At 62.2% G+C, this 22,192-nt stretch carries 18 protein-coding genes; 13 read left to right on the top strand and 5 right to left on the bottom strand.

Annotated elements, in window-relative coordinates:
* Nucleotides 1–49: 49 nt before the first annotated feature.
* The 4 genes from QZ613_RS19260 to QZ613_RS19245 all read left to right on the top strand — a co-directional run bounded on the left by QZ613_RS19260 (nt 50) and on the right by QZ613_RS19245 (nt 5,383).
* A complete protein-coding gene (locus QZ613_RS19260; protein ID WP_291983636.1) occupies nt 50–1,546 on the top strand; it encodes a leucyl aminopeptidase in 1,497 nt (498 codons plus the stop codon).
* Nucleotides 1,543–1,968 (top strand): DNA polymerase III subunit chi, encoded by a 426-nt coding sequence (locus tag QZ613_RS19255; RefSeq protein ID WP_043564030.1) that lies wholly within the window; start codon nt 1,543–1,545, stop codon nt 1,966–1,968. Before QZ613_RS19260 ends, QZ613_RS19255 begins: the two co-directional genes overlap by 4 nt.
* A complete protein-coding gene (locus tag QZ613_RS19250; protein WP_043564032.1) occupies nt 1,968–2,459 on the top strand; it encodes a hypothetical protein in 492 nt (163 codons plus the stop codon). The genes QZ613_RS19255 and QZ613_RS19250 overlap by 1 nt, the downstream gene beginning before the upstream one ends.
* Before the next feature lie 101 nt (nt 2,460–2,560).
* A complete protein-coding gene (locus QZ613_RS19245) occupies nt 2,561–5,383 on the top strand; it encodes a valine--tRNA ligase (protein ID WP_291983634.1) in 2,823 nt (940 codons plus the stop codon).
* On the opposite strand, the gene pabB is transcribed toward QZ613_RS19245, so the two are convergent.
* The 3 genes from pabB to QZ613_RS19230 all read right to left on the bottom strand — a co-directional run bounded on the left by pabB (nt 5,380) and on the right by QZ613_RS19230 (nt 8,975).
* Nucleotides 5,380–7,167, bottom strand: a complete 1,788-nt coding sequence (gene pabB, locus QZ613_RS19240) for an aminodeoxychorismate synthase component I (RefSeq protein ID WP_291867338.1) — start codon at nt 7,165–7,167, stop codon at nt 5,380–5,382. The genes QZ613_RS19245 and pabB overlap by 4 nt on opposite strands.
* A gap of 75 nt (nt 7,168–7,242) precedes the next feature.
* Complete coding sequence (locus QZ613_RS19235; protein WP_043564039.1) at nt 7,243–7,470, bottom strand: sulfurtransferase TusA family protein; 228 nt, start codon at nt 7,468–7,470, stop codon at nt 7,243–7,245.
* A 50-nt stretch (nt 7,471–7,520) separates the two neighbouring features.
* Nucleotides 7,521–8,975 carry a M48 family metalloprotease gene (locus QZ613_RS19230; RefSeq protein ID WP_043564041.1) on the bottom strand — a complete coding sequence of 485 codons (1,455 nt, stop codon included), beginning with the start codon at nt 8,973–8,975 and terminating at the stop codon, nt 7,521–7,523.
* Between the two features lie 180 nt (nt 8,976–9,155).
* Here QZ613_RS19230 and moaC point away from each other — a divergent pair, with 180 nt between their 5' ends.
* Nucleotides 9,156–9,638 carry a cyclic pyranopterin monophosphate synthase MoaC gene (gene moaC / locus QZ613_RS19225; protein WP_043564042.1) on the top strand — a complete coding sequence of 161 codons (483 nt, stop codon included), beginning with the start codon at nt 9,156–9,158 and terminating at the stop codon, nt 9,636–9,638.
* A gap of 84 nt (nt 9,639–9,722) precedes the next feature.
* Here the strand turns inward: moaC and QZ613_RS19220 are convergent, their stop codons facing one another.
* Entirely contained in the window at nt 9,723–9,926 is a 204-nt protein-coding gene (locus QZ613_RS19220) for a cold-shock protein (protein WP_042335273.1), read from the bottom strand.
* 260 nt (nt 9,927–10,186) lie between these two features.
* Between QZ613_RS19220 and clpS the strand changes: the two genes are divergently transcribed.
* From clpS to QZ613_RS19185, 7 genes are all read left to right on the top strand, one after another.
* Nucleotides 10,187–10,495: an ATP-dependent Clp protease adapter ClpS gene (clpS, locus tag QZ613_RS19215; protein WP_043564044.1), complete on the top strand. Its 309-nt coding sequence runs from the start codon at nt 10,187–10,189 to the stop codon at nt 10,493–10,495.
* Nucleotides 10,496–12,754, top strand: a complete 2,259-nt coding sequence (gene clpA / locus QZ613_RS19210) for an ATP-dependent Clp protease ATP-binding subunit ClpA (protein WP_043564046.1) — start codon at nt 10,496–10,498, stop codon at nt 12,752–12,754.
* Between the two features lie 82 nt (nt 12,755–12,836).
* Nucleotides 12,837–13,331 carry a ribonuclease E activity regulator RraA gene (gene rraA / locus QZ613_RS19205; RefSeq protein WP_291983632.1) on the top strand — a complete coding sequence of 165 codons (495 nt, stop codon included), beginning with the start codon at nt 12,837–12,839 and terminating at the stop codon, nt 13,329–13,331.
* Nucleotides 13,332–13,650: 319 nt separating this feature from the next.
* A complete protein-coding gene (locus tag QZ613_RS19200; protein ID WP_291867331.1) occupies nt 13,651–14,160 on the top strand; it encodes an ankyrin repeat domain-containing protein in 510 nt (169 codons plus the stop codon).
* Between the two features lie 675 nt (nt 14,161–14,835).
* Complete coding sequence (aceA, locus tag QZ613_RS19195) at nt 14,836–16,134, top strand: isocitrate lyase (protein ID WP_043564050.1); 1,299 nt, start codon at nt 14,836–14,838, stop codon at nt 16,132–16,134.
* Nucleotides 16,135–16,347: 213 nt separating this feature from the next.
* Nucleotides 16,348–18,192, top strand: coding sequence for a response regulator (locus QZ613_RS19190; protein WP_291867326.1), 1,845 nt, complete (start codon nt 16,348–16,350; stop codon nt 18,190–18,192).
* Nucleotides 18,193–19,173: 981 nt separating this feature from the next.
* Nucleotides 19,174–19,371: a hypothetical protein gene (locus QZ613_RS19185; RefSeq protein WP_043564052.1), complete on the top strand. Its 198-nt coding sequence runs from the start codon at nt 19,174–19,176 to the stop codon at nt 19,369–19,371.
* A 141-nt stretch (nt 19,372–19,512) separates the two neighbouring features.
* Here QZ613_RS19185 and QZ613_RS19180 read toward each other — a convergent pair whose 3' ends face one another.
* Complete coding sequence (locus tag QZ613_RS19180; protein ID WP_291983725.1) at nt 19,513–20,418, bottom strand: LysR family transcriptional regulator; 906 nt, start codon at nt 20,416–20,418, stop codon at nt 19,513–19,515.
* 117 nt (nt 20,419–20,535) lie between these two features.
* On the opposite strand from QZ613_RS19180, the gene aceB reads away from it, so the two are divergent.
* Nucleotides 20,536–22,134 (top strand): malate synthase A, encoded by a 1,599-nt coding sequence (gene aceB / locus QZ613_RS19175; protein WP_043564054.1) that lies wholly within the window; start codon nt 20,536–20,538, stop codon nt 22,132–22,134.
* Nucleotides 22,135–22,192: the final 58 nt, after the last annotated feature.

Genomic DNA, 22,192 nt, shown 5'->3' with positions numbered 1-22,192 from the left:
AGTGATAATCGGCGTTTTCGACGAAACACGCCTGTCCTGGGGAGGGTGAGTGGAATTTAGCATAAAAAGCGGTAACCCGGAGAAGCAGCGCAGCGCCTGTGTGGTGGTCGGCGTTTTCGAACCCCGCAAGCTGACGCTGGCCGCCGAGCTCATCGACAACGCGGCGCGCAGCCATCTTTCGGACATCATTCGCCGCGGCGACATGGAGGGCAAGGCCGGCACCACCCTGCTGCTGCACAACGTTCCCGGCACACTCTGCGACCGTGTCCTCCTGGTCGGCCTCGGCAAGGAAAAGGAATTTGGCGATCGGGAATACTGCGACGCGATTCGCAGTGCCGTCAGGACGCTCAACGAAACGGGCTCGTTTGACGGCACGGTCTTCCTCACCGAAACCAGCGTCCGCAAGCGCAGCGCCGCCTGGCGCGTACGCCAGGCGGCGCTGGTTGCCCAGCAGACGGTCTATCGCTTCGACCAGTTCAAGAGCAAGAAGGATAAGGTCCGTCGTCCGCTGCGCAAGCTGACCTTCATTGTTGATCGTCGCAACGAGCTGGCCGTCGCCGAAGAAGCGCTGTGCGAAGGGCAGGCCATCGCCGAAGGCATGTCGCTGGCCAAGGATCTCGCCAATCTTCCCGGCAACGTGTGCACCCCGAGCTTTCTCGCCGAAACCGCGCAGAAGCTGGCCGAAGAACACCTGATGGAGTGTCAGGTTCTTGAACGCGAGGAGATGGCTGCGTTGGGCATGCACGCGCTGCTCTCGGTCGCGCAGAGCTCACACCAGGCGCCGAAGCTCATTGTCCTGCAGTACAAGGGTGGCAAGAGCGACGAGAAGCCGGTCGTCCTGGTCGGCAAAGGCGTCACCTTCGATAGCGGCGGCATTTCGCTCAAACCGGCGCCCGAAATGGACGAGATGAAGTACGACATGTGCGGCGCCGCCAGCGTACTCGGCACCATCAAGGCGGCAGCCCTGATGAAGCTGCCGCTCAACCTGACGGTGATCGTGCCGAGCACGGAGAACATGCCTGGCGGCGGCGCCAGCCGACCGGGCGACATTGTCACCTCGATGTCCGGGCAGACCATCGAAATCCTCAACACCGACGCGGAAGGCCGCCTGATTCTCTGTGACGCCCTGACCTACGCCGCGCGCTTCGAGCCGGACACGGTGATCGACGTCGCCACCCTCACCGGCGCCTGCGTCGTCGCGCTTGGTCATGTCGCGACCGGACTGTTCGCCAACAACGATACGCTGGCCCGAGAGCTGGAAAACGCCGGTGACGAAGCACACGACCGCGCCTGGCAAATGCCGCTCTGGAATGACTATCAGGAACTGCTCAAGAGCCCCTTCGCCGACATGGCCAATATCGGCGGCCGCTGGGGCGGCAGCATTACCGCTGCCTGCTTTCTTGCCCGCTTCACCAAGAAATACGTCTGGGCCCACCTTGACATCGCCGGCACCGCCTGGACGTCGGGCACCGAAAAGGGAGCCACCGGACGACCGGTACCGCTGCTGATGCATTACCTGCTCAAGCGCGCCGGAAAGCTCAAGTGACGCAGATTTTCTTCTACCACAACGCTGCGAACCGTATCGGCACGACCGCCTTCCTCATCGGCAGGACCTTCGCGCAGAAGAAGGCCTTGCTGGTCTATGCGCCCGACGCCGAGATCGCGGCCGCGCTCGACCGACAGCTATGGGCGCAGCCGCCAACGGGCTTCGTCCCGCACGTCGGCGCCGGCTCGCCGCTGGCCGCTCAAACACCGGTTGTCATCGCCAGCACGCTGGAGTCACTACCCCACGACGAACGGCTTTTCAACCTTTCCAGCGATGTGCCGCCGGGCTTTTCCCGTTTCACGAGCCTGATTGAAATCGTCGGCCGCGGCGACGAGGAACGCGCCGACGGCCGCAAGCGCGCCCGCTTCTACAAGGATCGTGGCTACGATGTCAGATATCTCGATTGCACAGGAAAGCACTGATGGCCGATGACGAAGACCTGCTCGACCGCGCCAATTCGCTGATCAACTCTGACGCCGGGGCAAGGCGCGACGAGTCGAGCAACAGCGCGCGCCCGATGCGCAGGCGGCGCAGCTTCCTGGCCTCGGCAGATGCTGACCATGCGGACGGCGGACGGCGCTTTGGCCTCAGGGGCAGCGAAGACGATGATCTGCCGCTGCTGACGGATGTCGTCGTCGTGGTCGAGGCCGAACCCGAAACAAGCGTCGATGACATCGCTGCGAACCTGCGCCCGACGCTTGCCGCGGAGTTTGCGGAACTCATCGACCGACACCTGGCCGCGGCCTTGCCGGTACTGGTGGAGGCCGCCACTGCCGAGGCTGCCGCGAACCTGCGCCAGGGTATCGAAGCGAGCATTGCCACTGCGGCGCGCGATTTCATTGCCCAGCGCGGGCAACTGCAACTGCCGCTCGAGGATCCGGCGAGCGGCGAAGCCAAGCAGGAGCAGGAGTAGGAGCCGGGCGGATCGGCTTGGACCGGGTCAGCGTCGCGGCCCGGAGCTGCAGCGCGATCCGGTATAATGCGCGCTCCTGAAATCCACCCTCACCCTCCTCCATGGAACTCGCCAAGAGCTTTGAACCGGCCGACATCGAGCGTCGCTGGTACCCCGAATGGGAAGCCAGAGGCTACTTCGGCGCCGGCCTCGATACCGACAAGAAACCCGAAGACGCCTTCTGCATCCTGCTGCCGCCACCGAACGTCACTGGTACCCTGCACATGGGGCACGGTTTCAACCAGGCGATCATGGACGCGCTCACCCGCTACCATCGCATGCGCGGCGACAACACGCTGTGGCAGCCGGGAACCGATCATGCGGGCATAGCGACTCAGATCGTCGTCGAACGCCAGCTCGACGGACAGGGGGTCTCCCGACACGACCTCGGCCGCGAGAAGTTTCTCGAGAAAGTCTGGCAGTGGAAGGAATTCTCGGGCAACACCATCACCCAGCAGATGCGTCGCCTGGGTACCTCGCCGGACTGGAGCCGCGAACGCTTCACCATGGACGCAGGCCTGTCGAAGACGGTCACCGAGACCTTCGTCCGGCTGTACAAGGAAGGCCTGATCTACCGCGGCAAGCGCCTGGTCAACTGGGATCCGGTGCTGCAGACGGCGGTCTCCGACCTCGAAGTCGCGCAGGAGGAAGAGCAGGGCCACCTCTGGCACATTCGCTACCCGTTGAGCGACGGCAGTGCAACGCTGACCGTTGCCACGACGCGACCGGAAACGATGCTCGGCGATACCGCCCTGATGGTCCATCCGGACGACGAGCGCTATCGTCACCTGCTCGGGAAGATGGTCAGACTGCCGCTTTGCGAGCGCGAGATTCCGATCGTTGCCGACGCCTACGTGGACCTCGCCTTCGGTACCGGCTGCGTCAAGGTCACTCCGGCTCACGACTTCAATGACTACGCAGTCGGTCAGCGCCACCAGCTGCCGATGATCCCGATTCTGACGCTCGACGCCCGCATCAACGAGAATGCGCCGGCATGCTACCAGGGCATGGATCGCTTTGCCGCGCGCCTGCAGATCGTCGCCGACCTCGAAAAACAGGGCTTCCTGGACAAGGTCGAGCCACATACTCTGAAAGTGCCGCGCGGCGACCGCAGCGGTGTGGTCATCGAACCGATGCTCACCGATCAGTGGTTCGTCGCCATGAGCAAGGCCGGTGCCGACGGCAGCAGCATCGCCGGCAAGGCTCTTGAATGCGTGGCCTCGGGTGAGATCAGGTTCGTCCCTGAAAACTGGGTCAACACCTACAACCAGTGGCTGAACAACATTCAGGACTGGTGCATCTCGCGGCAACTGTGGTGGGGCCACCAGATCCCGGCATGGTACGGTGACGATGGGCGCATCTTCGTCGCCCACGATGAAGGCGAGGCCAGGGCCCAGGCCGACGCACAGGGCTATGACGGCCCGCTGAGTCGCGATCCCGACGTCCTCGACACCTGGTATTCGTCCGCGCTGTGGCCTTTCTCGACGCTCGACTGGACGCCGCAGTGGCCGGCGGAGACGAATACTGCCCTCGACCTGTATCTGCCGTCTACGGTGCTGGTCACCGGCTTCGACATCATTTTCTTCTGGGTCGCGCGCATGGTGATGATGACCCGCCACATCACCGGCAAGATCCCGTTCAAGCATGTCTACGTGCACGGCCTGATCCGCGATGCGGAAGGGCAGAAGATGAGCAAGTCCAAGGGCAATGTCCTCGACCCCATCGACCTCATTGACGGCATCGATCTCGACGCGCTGATCAGCAAGCGGACCAGCGGCCTGATGAACCCCAAGCAGGCGGCGCAGATCGAAAAGCGCACCCGCAAGGAGTTCCCCGAGGGCATTCAGGCCTTCGGCACCGACGCCCTGCGTTTCACCTTCCTGTCGCTGGCCAGTCCCGGCCGCGACATCAAGTTCGACCTCAGCCGCTGCGAAGGCTACCGCAATTTCTGCAACAAGCTGTGGAACGCGACGCGCTACGTGCTGATGCACACGGCAGACCAGGATCTTGGGCTGTCCGCCTGCACCCCGGAGAGCTGCTCGACGGCACTGAGCTTCTCCTTCGCCGACCGCTGGATCGTCAGCAAGTTGCAGCGCACCGAAGCCGAGGCCGCGCAACGCTACGCCGACTATCGCTTCGATCTGCTCGCGCGCTCGGTCTACGAGTTCGTCTGGGACGAGTTCTGCGACTGGTACGTCGAGCTGTCAAAGGTGCAACTGCAAAACGGCAACGAACAGGAAGTTCGCGCCACGCGCCGGACGCTGGCACGGGTACTGGAAACCGTCCTGCGCCTGGCGCATCCGCTGCTGCCATTCATTACCGAAGAACTCTGGCAGGCCCTGGCGCCGATTGCTGGCCGCAAGACGCACGATTCGGTGATGCTCGCCGCCTATCCGCAGGCGCAGCCGGAAAAAATCGACCCGGTCAGCGAAGCGAGCGTCCAGCAATTGAAGGACCTGGCCTACGCCTGCCGCAACCTGCGCGGGGAGATGAATCTTTCGCCGGCGCAAAAGGTGCCCCTGCTCGCCAGTGGCGACAGCGCCACGCTGGCCGCCTTCGCGCCTTACCTGAAACCGCTCTGCAAGCTCTCGGAAATGCAGATTGTCGACGACCTGCCCGCCGACGCCAGCGCACCGATCGCCATCGTCGGACGAACCAAGCTCATGTTGCAGGTTGAAATCGACGTCGCCGTCGAAGGCCAGCGGCTCGACAAGGAGATCGCCCGCCTGGGCGGCGAGATCGACAAGGCGAGAGCCAAACTCGCCAACGAGAGCTTCGTCGCGCGCGCCCCAGCGGCAGTTGTTGAACAGGAAAAGAAGCGTCTCGACGACTTCCTGGCGACGCTGGAAAAACTCGCCCCGCAGCGCGAACGCCTGCGCCGCTAACCCGGGTCGGCTTCAAGGACCACCGGCAGCAGGCCACGCAAGGCGTTGCCGACGTACAAGGCAGGCGCCTGCAGCAGGTCCTCACGCCGCAGGACCTGCTCGACGGCACGTCCGGACTCGAGCAGCGTGCGCCGCATGACGCCTGGCAGTAGCCCGCAAGCCAGCGGTGGAGTCAGCAGCACGCCGTCGCGCTCGACGAAAACGTTGCTGCGCGCACCTTCACACACCTCGCCGCGGCGGTTGAGGAAGATCGCGTCGAACAGCGCTGGCCGCGCGGCGAGCCCCGCCAGCGTGCGGTCGTAGCGAGCACGCGCCGTGGTTTTGTGGCGCAGCAGATAGTCATCAGCAGGTAGCGCTTCGCTCGCCAGGCACACCCGCCAGCTTTTCCCGGGTTCTTCGCGCAAAGCGGAGACCTCGACCCGGCAGCTCCCGTTGTGTGCCAGGGTCAGGCGAACGCGAAACAATGCCTTGGGCCGCGCCGCGGCCTCGGCAGACAGCGCCGCCGAGACGCTGACCAGCGCGCAGGCGAACCCGAGGCTGCGTGCCGACGCCTGCAGGCGCTCGAGATGCAGGTCCAGCAGTGGATAGCGGCCTTCTTCAAGGCGCAGGGTCTCGACGAGTTCGAATCCCGGATCGAAGGCAGTCAGAAAGCTTGCTTTCAGCAGGCATTCGGCGTACTCGCGCTGCGCGTCGGAGTCAATCACGATGCCACTGCCCACGCCGAGCCGAGCCTGGCCATGCGGGCCGGCCTCGACGGTGCGAATGGCGACGTTGAAGCGACAGTCACCGCCCGGCGACAGCCAGCCAAAAGCTCCCGTGTACAGCCCGCGCGGCGACTCTTCAAGCTCGGCGATGCGTTGCATGGCTCTGATCTTCGGCGCCCCGGTGATCGAACCGCAGGGAAACAGGGCGGCAAAGAGCTCGGCGATCCCAACGCCCGGCAAGTCCGCGGCGACAGTGGACACCATCTGCCAAAGGGTCGGGTAGGCCTCCGCCGCACACAAGGCTTCGACAGTCACCTTTCCGGGCTGCGCCAGGCGCCCCAGGTCGTTGCGCAGCAGGTCGACGATCATGATGTTCTCCGCCCGCTCCTTGGCCGACGCCAGCAAGGCCGCACGATTCGCCTGATCTTCCAGTGGCGTCCGGCCGCGCGGTGCCGTTCCTTTCATCGGCCGGGTGACTACTTGGTCACCGACGCGCTCGAAAAATAACTCTGGCGAGAAAGAGAGGATTGCTTCGTCGTCGCCGCCGAGAAAGCCCCCATAACGAACCGGCTGTCGTTCGCGCAGACGCACATAGAGCGCCAGCGGATGTCCGTAAGACTCGAACGTCAGCGGAAATGTGAGGTTGATTTGGTAGCAATCGCCGTCCCTGATCCAGCGATGAATCTGCCTGACCTGCGCGGCATGCCTCGCCGCATCGACGGCAGGACACAATTCCGCAATTCCCGCCACCTTCTGGTACTCGGGCAGCGCCGCCAGCTGCTCGGCAAGGAAGGCGGCGCCGGCCGGCGCATCGAGCACTCGACCCTCGGTAAATACCCAGGCCCGCAACACCGGCCGGTCGCCGGGTACCGCGGGCACTGCCGGCTCGAAGGATGCGCCGAGGGCGTAGTCGGCGGCCACAGCCAGCCACTGACCAGCCGCAAGCGCCGCTTCAATCGTGCTAAAAGCGGCGCCAGGGTCGCCGGAAGCCGCAAGGACAATGGAGCGCTGGAACCCCGTCAGCAGGACGGCACGGCCAGCGTCGCCATCGAACAGCGCGAACCGAACGCCAGCAAGCATCAGTCAGCGAATCGACAGTGCGCGCAGGCCTGGCCCAGCGGCGCCGGCTGAAGCGCTCCGTCGCAGCTGCGGACACTACTTGCGCTTGAGGTAGAACTCGAAAACCTGATTGCCTTCGCCGTTCGACAGCAGTTCGTTGCCGGTCTGTTTGGCGAAAGCCTGGAAGTCCTTGACCGAACCCGGGTCAGTCGCCAGGACGTGCAGCACATCACCCGACGCCATCTCGGACAACGCCTTCTTCGTACGCAGAATCGGCAGTGGGCACTTCAGCCCTCGGACGTCGAGCTCGCGATCGCAATGCATGTGTTGGTCCAGAACAAAATCGAGGGCGTATTTTAACCATTCCAATTACTCTAACCGCCATTGCGCTTCTTCTCATTGACCTCTTCCGCCAGCAGCTTGCGCAGGTCGCGCAGGCGAGCGTCGACCGCGGACTTCTCGAAAAAGTCGCCGTCACCAGCCTGTTGCGCGAACTGCAACTGTTCGACGGCAGCACCCAACTGCCCCAGCAACAGGTAGGACTCGGCCTGCGAACGGTGTTGCTGCAGGCGCTTGCCAAGCGCGGCAAAAGTCTTCGCCTGCAATCCATACAGCTTGTAGTCGGCGCTGTAGAGCTGTAGCTGCGAGTCGAGAAACTTCAAGCTCTGCTCGTATTGCCGCCCCGCCAGCAGGGCGTCCGCGTAGCCGTAAACCAAAGCCTTGGACTGTGGATAACGTTGCAGCGCGTCGCGATAGATCTTTGTCGCGCCGGCTTGATTGCCAGCGGCAATTTCGGTGCGTGCCGCCAGGCCGGCGATCATCGGCGATGAAGCCTTGAGCGCCAGCAGCGCACCCAGCTCCTTCTGCGCGGCGGCGAGATCCTTGGCCTGCAAGAGCGAATACGCGAGTCCGTAGCGGGTCGCCACCTCAGAAGCATATTTCTTTTCGCGCAGCAGCTTGCTGAACTCGCTGACCGCCTCGCCAGGCGTAGCCGCCTGCGCCCGCAGCTTGGCGCGCACCAGATGAAAATCAACGCTGTCGGCAACCTGACGGTAGGAAGCATCCTGCGACCTGTTCTGCATGTCGGAGATGCGCTCGACGGTCAGCGGGTGCGAACGCAGATAAACCGGCGCGTTGTTCTCGTACACCCGACCCGCCAGCTGCATGCGGCCAAAGAAGTCGCCCATGCCACGCACGTCGTAGCCGGCCTTGGCCAGCGTTTGATAGCCGAGCCGGTCGGCTTCGCGCTCGAAGTCGCGACTGTAGGCCAGTTGCGATTGAATCGACGCGGCCTGCGCCGAGGCGATCGTCGCAGACGCCACCTGTGAGTTCGAACGCGCAGCAAGAACACCGACGGCCATGGCGACCATGGTGGCGATCGAACTCTGCTTTTCCCTGGCAATCTGCCGCGCCAGGTGATTCTGACTCACGTGCGAAATCTCGTGCGCGATCACCCCGGCCAACTCGGACTCCGACTGCGCGGTAAGCAGCGTGCCGGTGTTGACCCCGATGAAACCGCCAAACATCGCAAAGGCGTTCACCGTGTTGTCACGAATCGCAAAAAAATAGTAATCGCCCGCCGCATTCGAACTCGCGGCGACCAGGCGGCCACCAAGGAGATTCAGGTAGTCATTGATCTCGGGGTCGTCAACGTAGCTCGGCTCGCGCACGCGTATGTCATTGAAGATCCGCTCTCCGATCTTGCGCTCAAGCTGCGGCGAGAGGTCAACCCGCGACGCGTCACCAAGCTCCGGAAGGCCATCGGCCGCAACCGGCGGGGAACTGCCCGCGAAAACCGCAAAGGTCAAGGACACTGCGGCACAAATCATTCTGCTCAAGACGAAACCCCCGGCCAGCCTCGGCGCCCGCCAACAAAGATTTGCTATGATACCCAATTGTAGTCTGGTGAATTGTCACCAAGCGTTACTCGGCGCCCTCGGCTGGTTGTCAAGCGATCCCCGCGACTGGCATCATCCCCGTCAGCGACCCTCATGCCTCCCCTACCGCCTATGTCAGTCAGTCCACTTACTCATTTCAATTCACGGGGCCAGGCCCAGATGGTTGACGTCGGAGACAAGGCCGAGACCGCCCGCCAGGCATGCGCCGCCGGCAGCATCCTGATGCTCCCTGAGACCCTGGTTCTGATCGTCGGCGGTTCGGCGAAGAAGGGCGACGTTCTGGGCGTCGCGAGAATTGCCGCCATACAAGGCGCCAAGCGAACCTCCGACCTGATCCCCTTGTGCCATCCGATCGCGCTGAGCAAGGTTTCGGTCGACTTCGAGATCGACAGCGAGGCCAACGCGGTACATTGCCTGACGCGGGCGGAGTGCGTTGGTCGCACCGGCGTCGAGATGGAAGCCCTTTGTGCCACCAGCATCGCCTTGCTGACCATCTACGACATGTGCAAGGCGGTCGATCGCGGCATGCGTATCGAGAACATCAGACTTCTTGAAAAGGCCGGCGGCAGGTCTGGCCACTGGACTGCAAACTGACGCCTGCCGACACAATGCCGAAAGGCAAAAAGGAGCCAAAAAAAACCCGCCAGAGGCGGGTCCCTTATTGCACACCCAAAGAAATCAGGCGCGCGCGATATTCGATGCTTGCTTGCCCTTCGGGCCCTGCGTCACGTCGAAGGAAACCTTCTCGCCCTCTTTGAGGGTCTTGAATCCACCCATGGTGATCGCGGAGAAATGGGCGAAGAGATCTTCACTACCATCATCCGGAGTAATGAAGCCAAAACCTTTAGCGTCATTGAACCACTTAACTGTACCAGTTGCCATATTGCCACTTCCTTGAAAAAAGACTAAATCCGGGCGGAGCCCGACTTGCATGTTTCCAATTCAAGCACTGCGCTGACGGATCTTCGGGAACGAAAACCGGCACAACGCAGCCGTGAACGAAAACATTCGACCTTTTTACGCCAAGTGAGGTTGATGCGTCAAGCGTTTTCATTGTCTGGCGCCTGCACCGCCGCCCCCGGGTACCGAGAATTGGTGACGGGTGGTATTGCGGATCCGGAAAGACTGGTTAGAATTCACGCATGGCAACACAGCATCAAGACAACTCTCTACTCCAAGCGCAGCGCACGCAGCTCAAGCCGCCACCACTTTACAAGGTCCTGTTGCTGAACGACGATTTCACCCCGATGGATTTCGTGATTGTCGTTCTGCAGCGGTTTTTTGGAATGGATCGAGAACACGCGACGCGAATCATGCTCAAAGTTCACACCGACGGAAGGGGCGTGTGTGGAGTCTATCCGCGCGACGTCGCGGCCACGAAAGTTGAACAGGTCACAGCCTTCGCACGAAGCAACCAGCACCCCCTGGCGTGCGTAATGGAGGAAAACTGAATGATTGCGCAGGAACTTGAGGTAAGTTTGCACATGGCCTTCGTTGAAGCGCGACAGAAGCGTCATGAGTTCATCACGGTCGAGCACCTCCTGCTCGCACTGCTCGACAACCCGTCGGCAGCCGAAGCCATGCGCGCCTGCGGCGCCAGCATCGAGCAACTGCGCAAGGATCTGACCCGCTTCATCGGTGAACACACGCCAACCGTCGCTGGCGAGGACGAAATCGATACGCAGCCGACGCTCGGCTTCCAGCGTGTGATCCAGCGCGCCATCCTGCACGTCCAGTCGTCTGGTCGCAAGGAGGTCAACGGGGCCAACGTTCTTGTTGCCATCTTTGGCGAGAAGGACTCGCACGCGGTGTATTACCTGCAGAAGCAGGGTGTGACCCGCCTCGACGTGGTCAATTTCATCTCCCACGGCATCAGCAGGATTCCACAGAGCACGCCACGCGGTGAGCCGGAGGTCGAACCCGAAGGCGAACAGCAAAGTGCTGCCGGGCCGCTCGAAAGCTATACCATCAATCTCAACGCCCTGGCTCTTCAGGGCAAGATAGACCCGCTGATCGGTCGCGACCGGGAACTTGAACGGGTCATCCAAACGCTATGCCGCCGGCGCAAGAACAACCCCCTGCTGGTCGGCGAAGCCGGGGTTGGCAAGACAGCGATCGCCGAGGGGCTGGCGCGGCGAATCGTCGAGTGCGACATTCCCGAAATCCTGGGCAAAGCAAACGTTTACTGCCTAGACATGGGATCTTTGCTCGCTGGCACCAAGTATCGTGGCGACTTCGAACAGCGCCTGAAGGCCGTTCTCAAGCAACTCAGCGAAAATCCACAGGCAATCTTGTTCATCGACGAGATCCATACCTTGATCGGTGCCGGCTCGGCCTCGGGCGGCACCCTCGACGCGTCCAATCTGCTCAAGCCGGCACTGTCCTCAGGGCAGCTGAAGTGTATCGGCGCGACCACCTACAACGAATATCGCGGCATTTTCGAGAAAGATCACGCGCTCTCGCGGCGATTCCAGAAGATCGACGTCAACGAGCCGTCGAGTGCGGAAGCGGTAGACATTCTCAAGGGCTTGAAATCGCGCTTCGAAGCCCACCACGGCGTCAAGTACTCGGCCGCGGCGCTGAGTTCGGCGGTCGAGCTGTCGGTGCGCTTCATCACGGACCGTCACCTCCCGGACAAAGCGATCGACGTCATAGACGAAGCGGGCGCCGCGCAGCGGATCCTGCCCAAGTCCCGGCAGAAAAAGATGATTGGCAAGGTCGACATCGAGGAAATCGTTGCCAAGATCGCACGCATCCCTTCGACGCACGTCTCAGCAGACGACCGCAACAACCTGCGCAACCTCGACCGTGATCTGAAGGCTATCGTCTTTGGTCAGAATGCGGCGATCGACGCGCTGGCCAGGGCCATCAAGATGGCTCGTTCGGGCCTCGGCAACCCGGTCAAGCCCATCGGCAGCTTCCTTTTTTCGGGCCCCACCGGCGTCGGAAAAACGGAAGTCGCGAAGCAACTTGCGTACTGCCTCGGTAACGAGCTGATACGCTTCGACATGTCCGAGTACATGGAGCGGCACGCGGTTTCGCGGCTGATCGGCGCGCCACCCGGCTACGTCGGCTTCGACCAGGGCGGCCTGCTGACCGAAGCCGTTACCAAGAAACCTTATAGCGTTCTGCTCCTCGACGAGATCGAAAAAGCGCATCCGGACATCTACAACATCCTGCTGCAAGTGATGGACCACGGCACGCTTACCGACAATAACGGCCGCAAGGCAGATTTTCGCAACGTGGTCATCATCATGACCACCAATGCCGGCCAAGAGGCAATCCAAAAAGCGACGATGGGCTTCACGGCATCACGACAGGCGGGCGATGAAGCGATCGAGATCAAACGCATCTTCACGCCCGAGTTTCGTAACCGGCTCGACGCCACGATCTCCTTCAAGTCGCTCGATCACGAAGTCATCCTGCGGGTCGTGGACAAGTTCCTGATGCAACTCGAAGCCCAGTTGCACGAGAAAAAGGTCGAAGCCATTTTCACTGCGGCGATCAAGGCTCATCTGGCTACGCACGGCTTTGACCCGATGATGGGCGCGCGTCCGATGGCACGTCTGATTCAGGACACCATCCGCGCTTCGCTGGCTGACGAGTTGCTGTTCGGCCGGCTGGCGCACGGGGGCCACGTCACCGTCGACCTTGACGAAGACCAGAAAGTGAAACTGATTTTCGAAGAGGCGTCCGAGGCGATTGCCTGATCATGGCAGGCCGTGGCGACCGCCACGGGACACGCACGCCGCTCGTCGAACAACTGCAAACCAAGCACACGAGGCACGCACAATGAGTTTCAAGACCGCCGATCTGCTCGACGACAACGAAAGCAAGCTGCGCGACGAAAGTGTTCGCGTCGTGACGCCGATGTTTCATCCGTACGGCGGGCAAAGTACGTTCAGTGGCGAGATCGTCACTCTAAAGGTCTTCGAGGACAATTCTCTGGTGCGCGCAGCGCTTGCCGAGGATGGTGCAGGAAAGGTTCTGGTCATCGATGGTGGCGGCTCCCTGCGCTGCGCGCTGGTCGGCGATCAGCTGGCCATCCTGGCGCACCAGAAGCGGTGGGAGGGAATTGTCGTCTACGGTTGCATCCGCGATTCGCATGACATAGGCGAGATCAAGATTGGGGTGCGTGCACTTGCCACGCACCCGTTGAAAAGCATCAAGAAGGGCGTTGGCGAACGAGACCTGCCGGTAAGCTTTGGCGGCGTGACCTTCAGGCCCGGAGACTGGATCTATGTCGATGACGACGGCCTGGTTGTCAGCGACCAGCCACTGACTTGAACGGCGCGAGGACCCGCCAGCGGTTGACGCTGAACATTTCCCGCAAGCGCGACAGTGGCGTGAGCGCGCACTTGGTGGCGTCTCTTCCACCGCGACAGTGATCGATGCATGCCAAGCGCACCAACGCGCCGCCACCCTTTCCAGGCCGCCCAGAGTACGGGTACTGAATGCGTTGCTGAAGGCCGGAAGTACTTGGTCCTGCGCCCGCCTCGGTAATATTGTCAAGAGCGCAGGCGCCACGAATTGACCAGAGGGGCGACACGGACGATACTTCGCCTGCCAGCTATCGTGGAGTTGCCAAGAGAATCGGAGATACGTTGTGACCACTGCCATTGACCTGCTCAAAGCGATCCGGACAGGCCGCCTGCAAGAGGTACGAGCCCTGCTCGACGCCGGGACCTCGGTCGAGATAGATGACGGCCGGGGAGATCCCGGCTTACCGCTGGGTGTTGCGTGCTTCATGGGGCACGTTGATATCGTTCGGGAACTGATCAGCCGCGGCGCAAAAGTCAATACAGCGGACAACGGCCAGCTCACCTCGCCCTTGTCGATGGCCCTTCGTGGTCGCCGGACCGAAGTTGTGAAGGCACTGATCGAACTGGGGGCCGATGTCCCACCTGGCATGGTGACCGGGCTGACCGACCAGGAAATGCTGATCGCGCGCTGGCGCGGGCGCCACTACGGCGCGACGAGCACCAGCGAGGCAGCAGAGTCGAGCGACGAACACCCGGTTTTCGAGGAAATCGAAATGATCCGCTGCTACGGCACGGACACCTCGGTCCTAGACGCCGACCTGATCCGTGCGGCACGCGACATGGACAAGAAGTAGCGGCACGAATCCGCCCGCGACTGCTCGCCCTGAGCGGCGATGGCGAGTGAGCACGCTGTACGCTGATCGCGCGCGAGTGTGGAAATAGCTGCAGCCAGCGTACAGCGCGCGGCGTTCCGGGGCAGATATGGCCAACAAGGAAAGCGCACACTTCTGGCGCCGGCGTGAAACGCAGGCGTAGCTCGTCTGGCTGAACGGCTACGCCAATTGCCTGGTTACAAGCGGCGCAATCACCGTCCACTTCGACCAGCGAACGGAGAGCCCAGCCCGGCTGGTCGCGATGCTCACCGAAGCGGTGGACGAGTACTGCCGCGAGAGCGCTGTCGCCGAGGGCACGGGCAGCAAGCCAGAGCGCCCTTCGGCCAGCTGCGCCAAGAACGCTGGAAAGTGACCCTTCCGGGACGGGCCTTGGTACCAGAAATCCCTTGAGCATAGGCAAGAAGCATTTCGCACACGACAATTACGTCTCGTAATGCGAAAACACGACGACAAACGGCTGTTTTGTCTCGACAAAAAATATATCTTATGTCTTATATAAGACCATTGCGAGCATTAGCAAAGGCCGTTATACTGGATGCCATTGGTTACCCGCTGTCGAGCCTCTGACCCCCTGCTGCTTCGACCCCGGGCGCCACTCTTGTCGCAACCGCACTTCCTAATTTTGGAGAGCCAATCATGAGTACCAAAGAACAGCAGATCGCCGAACTGGAAAAAGACTGGGCCGAGAATCCCCGCTGGAAGGGCATCAAGCGCGGCTACTCGGCTGCCGATGTCGTGCGCCTGCGAGGTTCCTTCCCAATCGAGCACACCGTCGCCCGTCGCGGCGCCGAAAAGCTGTGGAACCTGGTCAACAACGAACCCTTCGTCAACTGCCTCGGTGCGCTCACCGGCGGCCAGGCGATGCAACAGGTCAAGGCCGGCGTCAAAGCGATCTATCTCTCCGGCTGGCAGGTTGCCGCCGACAACAACTCGTACGCGGCGATGTACCCCGACCAGTCGTTGTATCCGGTCGACTCGGTACCCAAGGTCGTCGAGCGCATCAACAACTCCTTCCGTCGTGCCGATGAAATCCAGTGCTCGAAAGACATCGGTCCTGGTGACAAGGGCTACATCGACTATTTCGCGCCAATCGTCGCCGATGCCGAGGCCGGGTTTGGCGGTGTGCTGAACGCCTTCGAACTGATGAAGGCGATGATCCGCGCGGGCGCAGCCGGCGTGCACTGGGAAGACCAGTTGGCGTCGGTCAAGAAATGCGGCCACATGGGCGGCAAGGTCCTGGTGCCGACGCAGGAAGCGGTCCAGAAGCTGATCGCCGCGCGCTTCGCCGCCGACGTCTGCGGCGTACCAACCCTCGTCATCGCCCGTACCGACGCTGAAGCAGCCGATCTGCTGACCTCCGATTGCGACGACAACGACAAGCCCTTTGTCACCGGCGAGCGCACTTCGGAAGGCTTCTACAAGACCAAGAAAGGTCTGCAACAGGCTATCTCACGCGCCGTCGCCTACGCCGAGTACGCCGACCTGGTATGGTGCGAGACAGGCACGCCCGATCTCGAATTCGCGCGCCAGTTTGCCGAAGCCGTGCATGCCAAACACCCGGGCAAGATGCTCGCTTACAACTGCTCGCCATCGTTCAACTGGAAGAAGAACCTCGACGACGCAACGATCGCAAAATTCCAGAAGGAACTCGGCGCGATGGGCTACAAGTACCAGTTCATCACCCTCGCCGGCATCCACAACATGTGGTACCACATGTTCGATCTGGCGCAGGACTACGTCAAACGCGGCATGACCGCTTACGTCGAAAAAGTCCAGGAACCGGAATTCGCGGCGCGCGATCGCGGCTACAGCTTCGTATCGCACCAGCAGGAAGTCGGTACCGGCTACTTCGACGACGTAACCACGGTCATCCAGGGCGGCACCTCGTCGGTCACCGCACTGACCGGATCGACCGAAGAAGACCAGTTTCACTAAGCGACAGGGACAGCCAAGGGAACCGCGCGCAGGCGCGGTTTTTTTTTTCCGCTTCCAGCACACCCTTCTCGCGAGCAGCCGCGCGCAGCCCGTTCTTGCCGCCGATCCACGACATCGGCGTTCGGAAAAACATTGGCGCACGCTGGTGTAAAGTGGACTCTCGAACAGCTGCGCAAGCAGCGCGTGACTCCGACTACCACCCGCCGATGAACGATGACTTCTGACGCTGATCGCGTCGACCTCGAGCTGACCGGTAGCGCCATCCAGAAGGCCAGCGCCTCGGCGCTGGCAATGGTCTTTGGTCAAGCCATCGTCGCCGTGATCGCCTGGCTCTACGTCTCGCAGGGGATCGCCCTGCTGATCCTGACGACGGCGGTGCTTGTCGCCGCCTGGCGACGCGCCCTGCACCACAGCTGGCCACTGATGGCGTCGACCGCGACGGGCTTCCGGCGTGCGCGCTTGAGCTTCCTGGGGATGGTCAGCGTGCTGGCAACGATCAACGTGCTCAGCATTGCGACGGTCTATCCGCAAGTACCCGCGCAGGCGGCAGCGCTGGTTCTCATCGTCCTTCTCGCCGCGCTCACCGTCGCGGCCTTGTTTCTCACCCTTGTCAGGTGGGCACTCCTGCTCTGGCTGCTGCCCCCCTTGTTGACGACGATGGTCGTTTCGCTGCTCCAGGGTGACGGCCACGGTCACGCCCTGGCCGCCGTGGCGCCCGTTTACGGGCTGATCACTGTCCGTGCTGCACGCGACCAGCTCGCGGCGGCCACCGCCGAGATTCGGCAACGGATCGCTCTCGAAGATGCTGCCACGGCGCTGGCGCTTGCCAAACAACAGGCCGACGACGCGAACCTGGCCAAGTCGCGCTTCCTGGCGACGATGAGTCACGAGATCCGCACGCCAATGAACGGCATGATCGGCACGCTCGATCTGCTGGCCAACTCGCCATTGACGGCGACGCAGGAGCGCTGGGTCAATACGGCGGTATCCTCCAGCCGCGCGCTGCTCGAGGTCATCAACGATGTCCTCGACCTGTCGTCGATCGAAGCCGGAAAGCTGCGGCTTCGCCAGGAGGAGTTTTCCCCGGCTGCTGTCGCCGAGGCAGCCGTCGCCCTCTTTTCGGCAGCTGCGGCGGGCAAGCGCGTGCGCTTGTTTGCCACCCTGGCACCAGACATCCCGCGACGATTGATCGGCGATTCGGCGCGCACCCGGCAGATTCTGCTCAACCTGCTCGGCAATGCGCTCAAGTTCACCGAGCGCGGCGAAATCTCGCTCTCCGTGGGGAAGGACGATGCCGACGCCGCCAGCGACGATCAGTCGCCGATGATTCTGTTCACCGTCCGCGATACCGGTGTCGGCATTGACGAGAAATGGCACGCAGCGCTCTTTCAGCCATTCAGCCAGGCCGACCAGGTGAGCACCGGGCAGCATCAAGGCACAGGTCTGGGCCTGGCGTTGGTAAAACAGCTCGCCGACGCCATGGGCGGTAGCATAGGCTGGCACAGCAGCACTGCCGCCGGAAACAGTGGATCGACTTTCATCGTCCGCATCCCGTACCAGAAGCCTCGGACGAGCGATGAGGAGCAGCCGAATGTAGAGCCGGCGGCCGCGGCTTCGGCCACGGCAGCAAAGGAAGACCTTCCCGCGCTGTTGACAGGCCGAACGGCGGCTTCCGCACTTGCCGGAAAACTGCTGCTGGTCGACGACAACGCGATCAATCGCCTGGTCGGGAACAGCATGCTGTCATCGCTAGGCTTCACCGTTGTTGAGGCAACCCAGGGCGAAGAGGCGCTCGCTGCGCTGGCATCGGATTCCTTCGTGCTGGTCCTAATGGATTGCCAGATGCCGGTCCTGGACGGCTTCGAGGCCACTCGCAGGATTCGCCAGCGCGAGGCTGCACTGGGTCTGCCGAGAGTGCCGGTGATCGCAGTCACGGCCAACGCTTTCGAAGGCGACGCCACAGCCTGCTACGCGGCAGGAATGGACGGCTACCTGGCAAAGCCCTTCACGTTGTCCCAGCTCCGCAGCACCGTCGAGGCTTTCCTGAACAGGCGTTAGGAACCACCCCCCCACTTCGCCTGCGACCGGCGGAGCCTTGGCCAGCGCGCCGAAAGTGCCGTCGACACACGCGTTTCGCGGCACTTGACGCCCGGCGGGGTGGACCTGCGCTCCGGGTTCTCACTTCCCAAAAACTGATCGAACTCCCGCCCCCTTCCGGCAGAGGTCGTGAACTGCGACGCGACGCCATGAACCGGCGGCGTCAGTCGCCCCGATCCCGGCAGGAGAAGACTGTCAGCTTTCTTTACAGCGACAGCGGGGAACATTAAAACGACCTGATAAATCAGCCTGTAACTCACTGATTACATAAGCCCCCCTTATGTGCCGGCATGGTCCTTGCTTATCTATGATTGACAAGGCTGGCGGGTTCCCGGGCGAGGACCGGGCGAGCGCCACGACTTGCCGCCTCCCGGAGGTTTCTTGGTCGAGCGCCTCAGACGCTGCGCTAGGCCATTGAACGGAATGGGGTTTTTAAGCCAGCCGCAGGCGCTTTGCGGTCATGGAGCGGCGCAGGCGCTTGTCGCCAGCACGGATTCCGCAGACTGTTTCGTTCGGCGCCTCCGTCGCCGGCGGGCGGCAAAAGCCGCCGTTCACCTAAGCGGCGAACGGCCTGGCGACCACTTATTGGCGAGGCACAAACCCATGCCGTGCATTAACAGAGTTTTTACAGTTTTCCGCCCGAGCACATTGCCGTACCCCGATGTTGATGACCACGATAGTTCCGAAAAACCGCTGCCTCGAGCAGCTATTGCGCGACTCACTTAGCCAATGAAAACGCTCACTGCCCCCCCGCCAAGCGATCCAGCGACGAGCATCGACCGATCGCCACCGCCTTTTCCACGCCATCTGAACGAGATTCGCGAGCATGGCCTGTGCGCCGAGAAAGCCAAGGACACGGCCCCCTACGCGTCTCCGTCGCAGAGAGTCTGCACGCTTGCCGGCGCCCTTTCCGCAAACCACTCCCCTGATCCGGTAACCCCCATGACCACGAAAGTCTGTGTCAAGTGCAAGCAGGAAAAACCCCTGCTCGAGTTCCACAAGAACTCGCGCAGTGCCGATGGCCTGCATTCCTACTGCAAGGAGTGCAACCGTGCGCAGGCACTAGCGCACATCAAGGCCGAGAAGGCGCGCAAGGCCTTGCTGAGAGCCGCGAAGAAGGCAGCCGCCAGCTCTCAATAAACGGCGGACGGCGCTGGGCAGCCCGGCAAGCAAGCGCTTGGCCGGGAATTCTTGCCCGGCGCCACGGCACTTCACCGGCTCGCCGCCAGAAGGCGAGCACTCGCGCAGCGAGCGCCACCGCAAGGCGTGCGCGCCAGGGTTTCAACGGCCGAGCCCCCAGTACTGCGGGTTGCCGAAAGTCGTCTTCAAGCGGTCAATGAACAAGCGTACGCGCAGCGGCAGATGGCGGCGTTGTGGGAATACCGCGTAAATGCCCACCGGCGGTGCGGCATAGTCGTCGAGCAGGGAAATCAGTCGCCCGCAGCGCAGGTCGTCCCCCACTTCCCATACGGATCGCCAGGCCAGGCCCTTGCCGGCCACTGCCCACTCGTGCAGAACCGCGCCATCGTTGCACTCGAATGCTCCCGACACCTTGCGCTGCACGACCTCTCCGGCCGGTGTTTCGCGCAAGGTCCAGCCACGCTGCTGGTCAAGCGACAGGCAGTTATGCGCCGCCAGATCGGCAGGAGCCAAGGGCTGCCCGTGCCTGGCCAGATAGGCGGGACTGGCCACCACCACCCGCCGCATTTCGCCGAGCTTGCTGCTGGCCAGACTCGAATCCGCCATTTCCCCGATGCGCACGGCACAGTCAACGCCCTCGTTGAGCAGGTCGACGACGCGATCGCTGAGGTCCAGCCGTACGCTGACGTCGGGGTTCTCCTCAATGAAAGCGACCACCTGTGGCGCCACGTGCCGCCGTCCGAAACCCGCTGGCGCTGAAACCTTGAGGTGACCGCTGGCACGAACGCCACCAAGAGAAACCGCCGCTTCGGCATTCGCCAGTTCATTGAGGATGCGTTGGCAGTCTTCGAGAAAGGCCTGTCCCTCGAAGCTCAAGGACAGCTTTCGCGTCGTGCGCAGCAGCAACTTGACGCCAAGGCGCGCCTCGAGCGCGTCAAGACGGCGTCCGATGACCGCGGGAGTGACGCCCTCGACCCTGGCCGCCGCCGACAGGCTGCCGCGCGTCGCTGAATCAACGAAAGCACGAATTTGCTTGAGGTGATCCACGCCAGCGATTACATACCAGAAGTAAAAGATCATTTGATTCTAATCGGTCTTCTCTTTCAATGCTGCGTCTAATAGAATTGCCGCACTGCATCATAAACCTTCGACAGGAGCCACGACATGAGCCTCAATCTGCCCGCTGGAATGGAAATCAACGCCCCCATCAAGCCCGGTTACGAAACCATTCTGACTGCTGACGCGCTGGCTCTGGTCGCCAAACTGCACCGTGCGTACGAAGGCATCCGCCAGGAGTTGCTGCAGGCGCGCATCGACCGCCAGGCGGCTATCGACGCTGGCGAAATGCCCGACTTCCTGCCTGAGACCAGGAATATCCGCGAGGGCGACTGGAGCGTTTCCCCGCTGCCCAAGGCACTCGAGCGGCGGCGCACCGAGATCACCGGTCCGGTTGAAGCGAAGATGGTCATCAATGCCTTCAACTCTGGCGCCGACTCGTACATGGCCGACTTCGAAGACTCGAACAGCCCGAAGTGGGACAACCAGATTCAGGGCCAGGTCAACCTCTACAAGGCCATCCGGCACGAGTTGTCGTTCGTCAACGAAGCCGGCAAGGAGTATCGCCTCAACGACAAGGTCGCCACGCTGCAGATTCGTCCGCGCGGCTGGCACCTCGACGAGAAGCACGTGACCGTCGACGGTCGACGCGTTTCCGGCGGCATCTTCGACTTCGCGCTGGTCTTCTTCCACAACGCCAAAGAGCAGATCGCGCGCGGCGCCGGCCCCTTCTACTACCTGCCGAAGATGGAGTCGCACCTCGAAGCGCGTCTGTGGAACGACATCTTCGTCATGGCTCAGGAGCATGTCGGCCTGCCGCGCGGCACGATCAAGGCGACGGTACTGGTCGAGACCATTCTGGCGACCTTCGAGATGGAAGAAATCCTCTATGAACTGCGGGAACACTCGGCCGGTCTCAACGCCGGCCGCTGGGACTACATATTCTCGTGCATCAAGAAGTTCAAGAAGAATCCGGACTTCTGCCTCGCCAACCGTGCCGCGATCACCATGGAAGTTCCCTTCATGCGCAGCTATGCGCTGCAGCTGGTCAAGGTCTGTCACTCGCGTGGCGCGCCGGCGATGGGTGGCATGAGCGCTCTGATTCCGATCAAGAACGATCCGCAGGCCAATGAAAAGGCGCTCGCCGGCATCCGCCACGACAAGGCGCGCGATGCCAAAGACGGCTTCGACGGCGGCTGGGTCGCCCACCCGGGCCTGGTCTCGATCGCCGCCGAGGAGTTTCAGAAAGTGCTCGGCGATCGCCCGAATCAATGGGAAAAACAGCGCCACGAGGTGTTTACCGCGGCCGACTTCCTCGACTTCCAGCCCTCGCAACCGATCACCGAACCAGGCGTGCGCAACAACATCAACGTCGGCATCCACTACCTCGGCAGCTGGCTCGCCGGCAACGGTTGCGTGCCCATCCACAACCTGATGGAAGACGCGGCAACCGCCGAGATCTCGCGCTCGCAGGTCTGGCAATGGGTGGTGTCCCCGAAAGGCGTTCTCGACGATGGGCGCAAGGTCACCGCCGAAATGGTGCGCGCCATGATTGCCGAGGAACTGGTGAAGGTGAAGGCGGCAGTCAGCGAACAGGGTGAAGACACGGCCACCTACGACCGGGCCGCGGTGATCTTCGACAAGATGTCGCTGAGCGCCGAGTACCCCGAGTTCCTGACCCTGCCGCTGTACGAAGCGATGGACTGAGGGCGGCGCAAAAAGCTCGCTGAAAAGGCGCCGCACGTACGCGGCGCCTTTTTTTGTT

It is taken from the genome of Candidatus Accumulibacter sp. ACC005, from assembly GCF_907163215.1.
GTDB lineage: Bacteria > Pseudomonadota > Gammaproteobacteria > Burkholderiales > Rhodocyclaceae > Accumulibacter > Accumulibacter regalis.
Note: the sequence above shows the minus strand (reverse complement) of the source record. Positions and strands in the feature narration are given on the sequence as shown.

Excerpts from the sequence above, each read along its gene's own strand:
- QZ613_RS19250 (WP_043564032.1), top strand. The coding sequence starts at position 1,968 with ATGGCCGATGACGAAGACCTGCTCGACCGCGCCAATTCGCTGATCAAC.
- QZ613_RS19245 (WP_291983634.1), top strand. The coding sequence starts at position 2,561 with ATGGAACTCGCCAAGAGCTTTGAACCGGCCGACATCGAGCGTCGCTGG.
- pabB (WP_291867338.1), bottom strand. The coding sequence starts at position 7,167 with ATGCTTGCTGGCGTTCGGTTCGCGCTGTTCGATGGCGACGCTGGCCGT.
- QZ613_RS19235 (WP_043564039.1), bottom strand. The coding sequence starts at position 7,470 with ATGCATTGCGATCGCGAGCTCGACGTCCGAGGGCTGAAGTGCCCACTG.
- QZ613_RS19230 (WP_043564041.1), bottom strand. The coding sequence starts at position 8,975 with ATGATTTGTGCCGCAGTGTCCTTGACCTTTGCGGTTTTCGCGGGCAGT.
- moaC (WP_043564042.1), top strand. The coding sequence starts at position 9,156 with ATGTCAGTCAGTCCACTTACTCATTTCAATTCACGGGGCCAGGCCCAG.
- QZ613_RS19220 (WP_042335273.1), bottom strand. The coding sequence starts at position 9,926 with ATGGCAACTGGTACAGTTAAGTGGTTCAATGACGCTAAAGGTTTTGGC.
- clpS (WP_043564044.1), top strand. The coding sequence starts at position 10,187 with ATGGCAACACAGCATCAAGACAACTCTCTACTCCAAGCGCAGCGCACG.
- clpA (WP_043564046.1), top strand. The coding sequence starts at position 10,496 with ATGATTGCGCAGGAACTTGAGGTAAGTTTGCACATGGCCTTCGTTGAA.
- rraA (WP_291983632.1), top strand. The coding sequence starts at position 12,837 with ATGAGTTTCAAGACCGCCGATCTGCTCGACGACAACGAAAGCAAGCTG.
- aceA (WP_043564050.1), top strand. The coding sequence starts at position 14,836 with ATGAGTACCAAAGAACAGCAGATCGCCGAACTGGAAAAAGACTGGGCC.
- QZ613_RS19190 (WP_291867326.1), top strand. The coding sequence starts at position 16,348 with ATGACTTCTGACGCTGATCGCGTCGACCTCGAGCTGACCGGTAGCGCC.
- QZ613_RS19185 (WP_043564052.1), top strand. The coding sequence starts at position 19,174 with ATGACCACGAAAGTCTGTGTCAAGTGCAAGCAGGAAAAACCCCTGCTC.
- aceB (WP_043564054.1), top strand. The coding sequence starts at position 20,536 with ATGAGCCTCAATCTGCCCGCTGGAATGGAAATCAACGCCCCCATCAAG.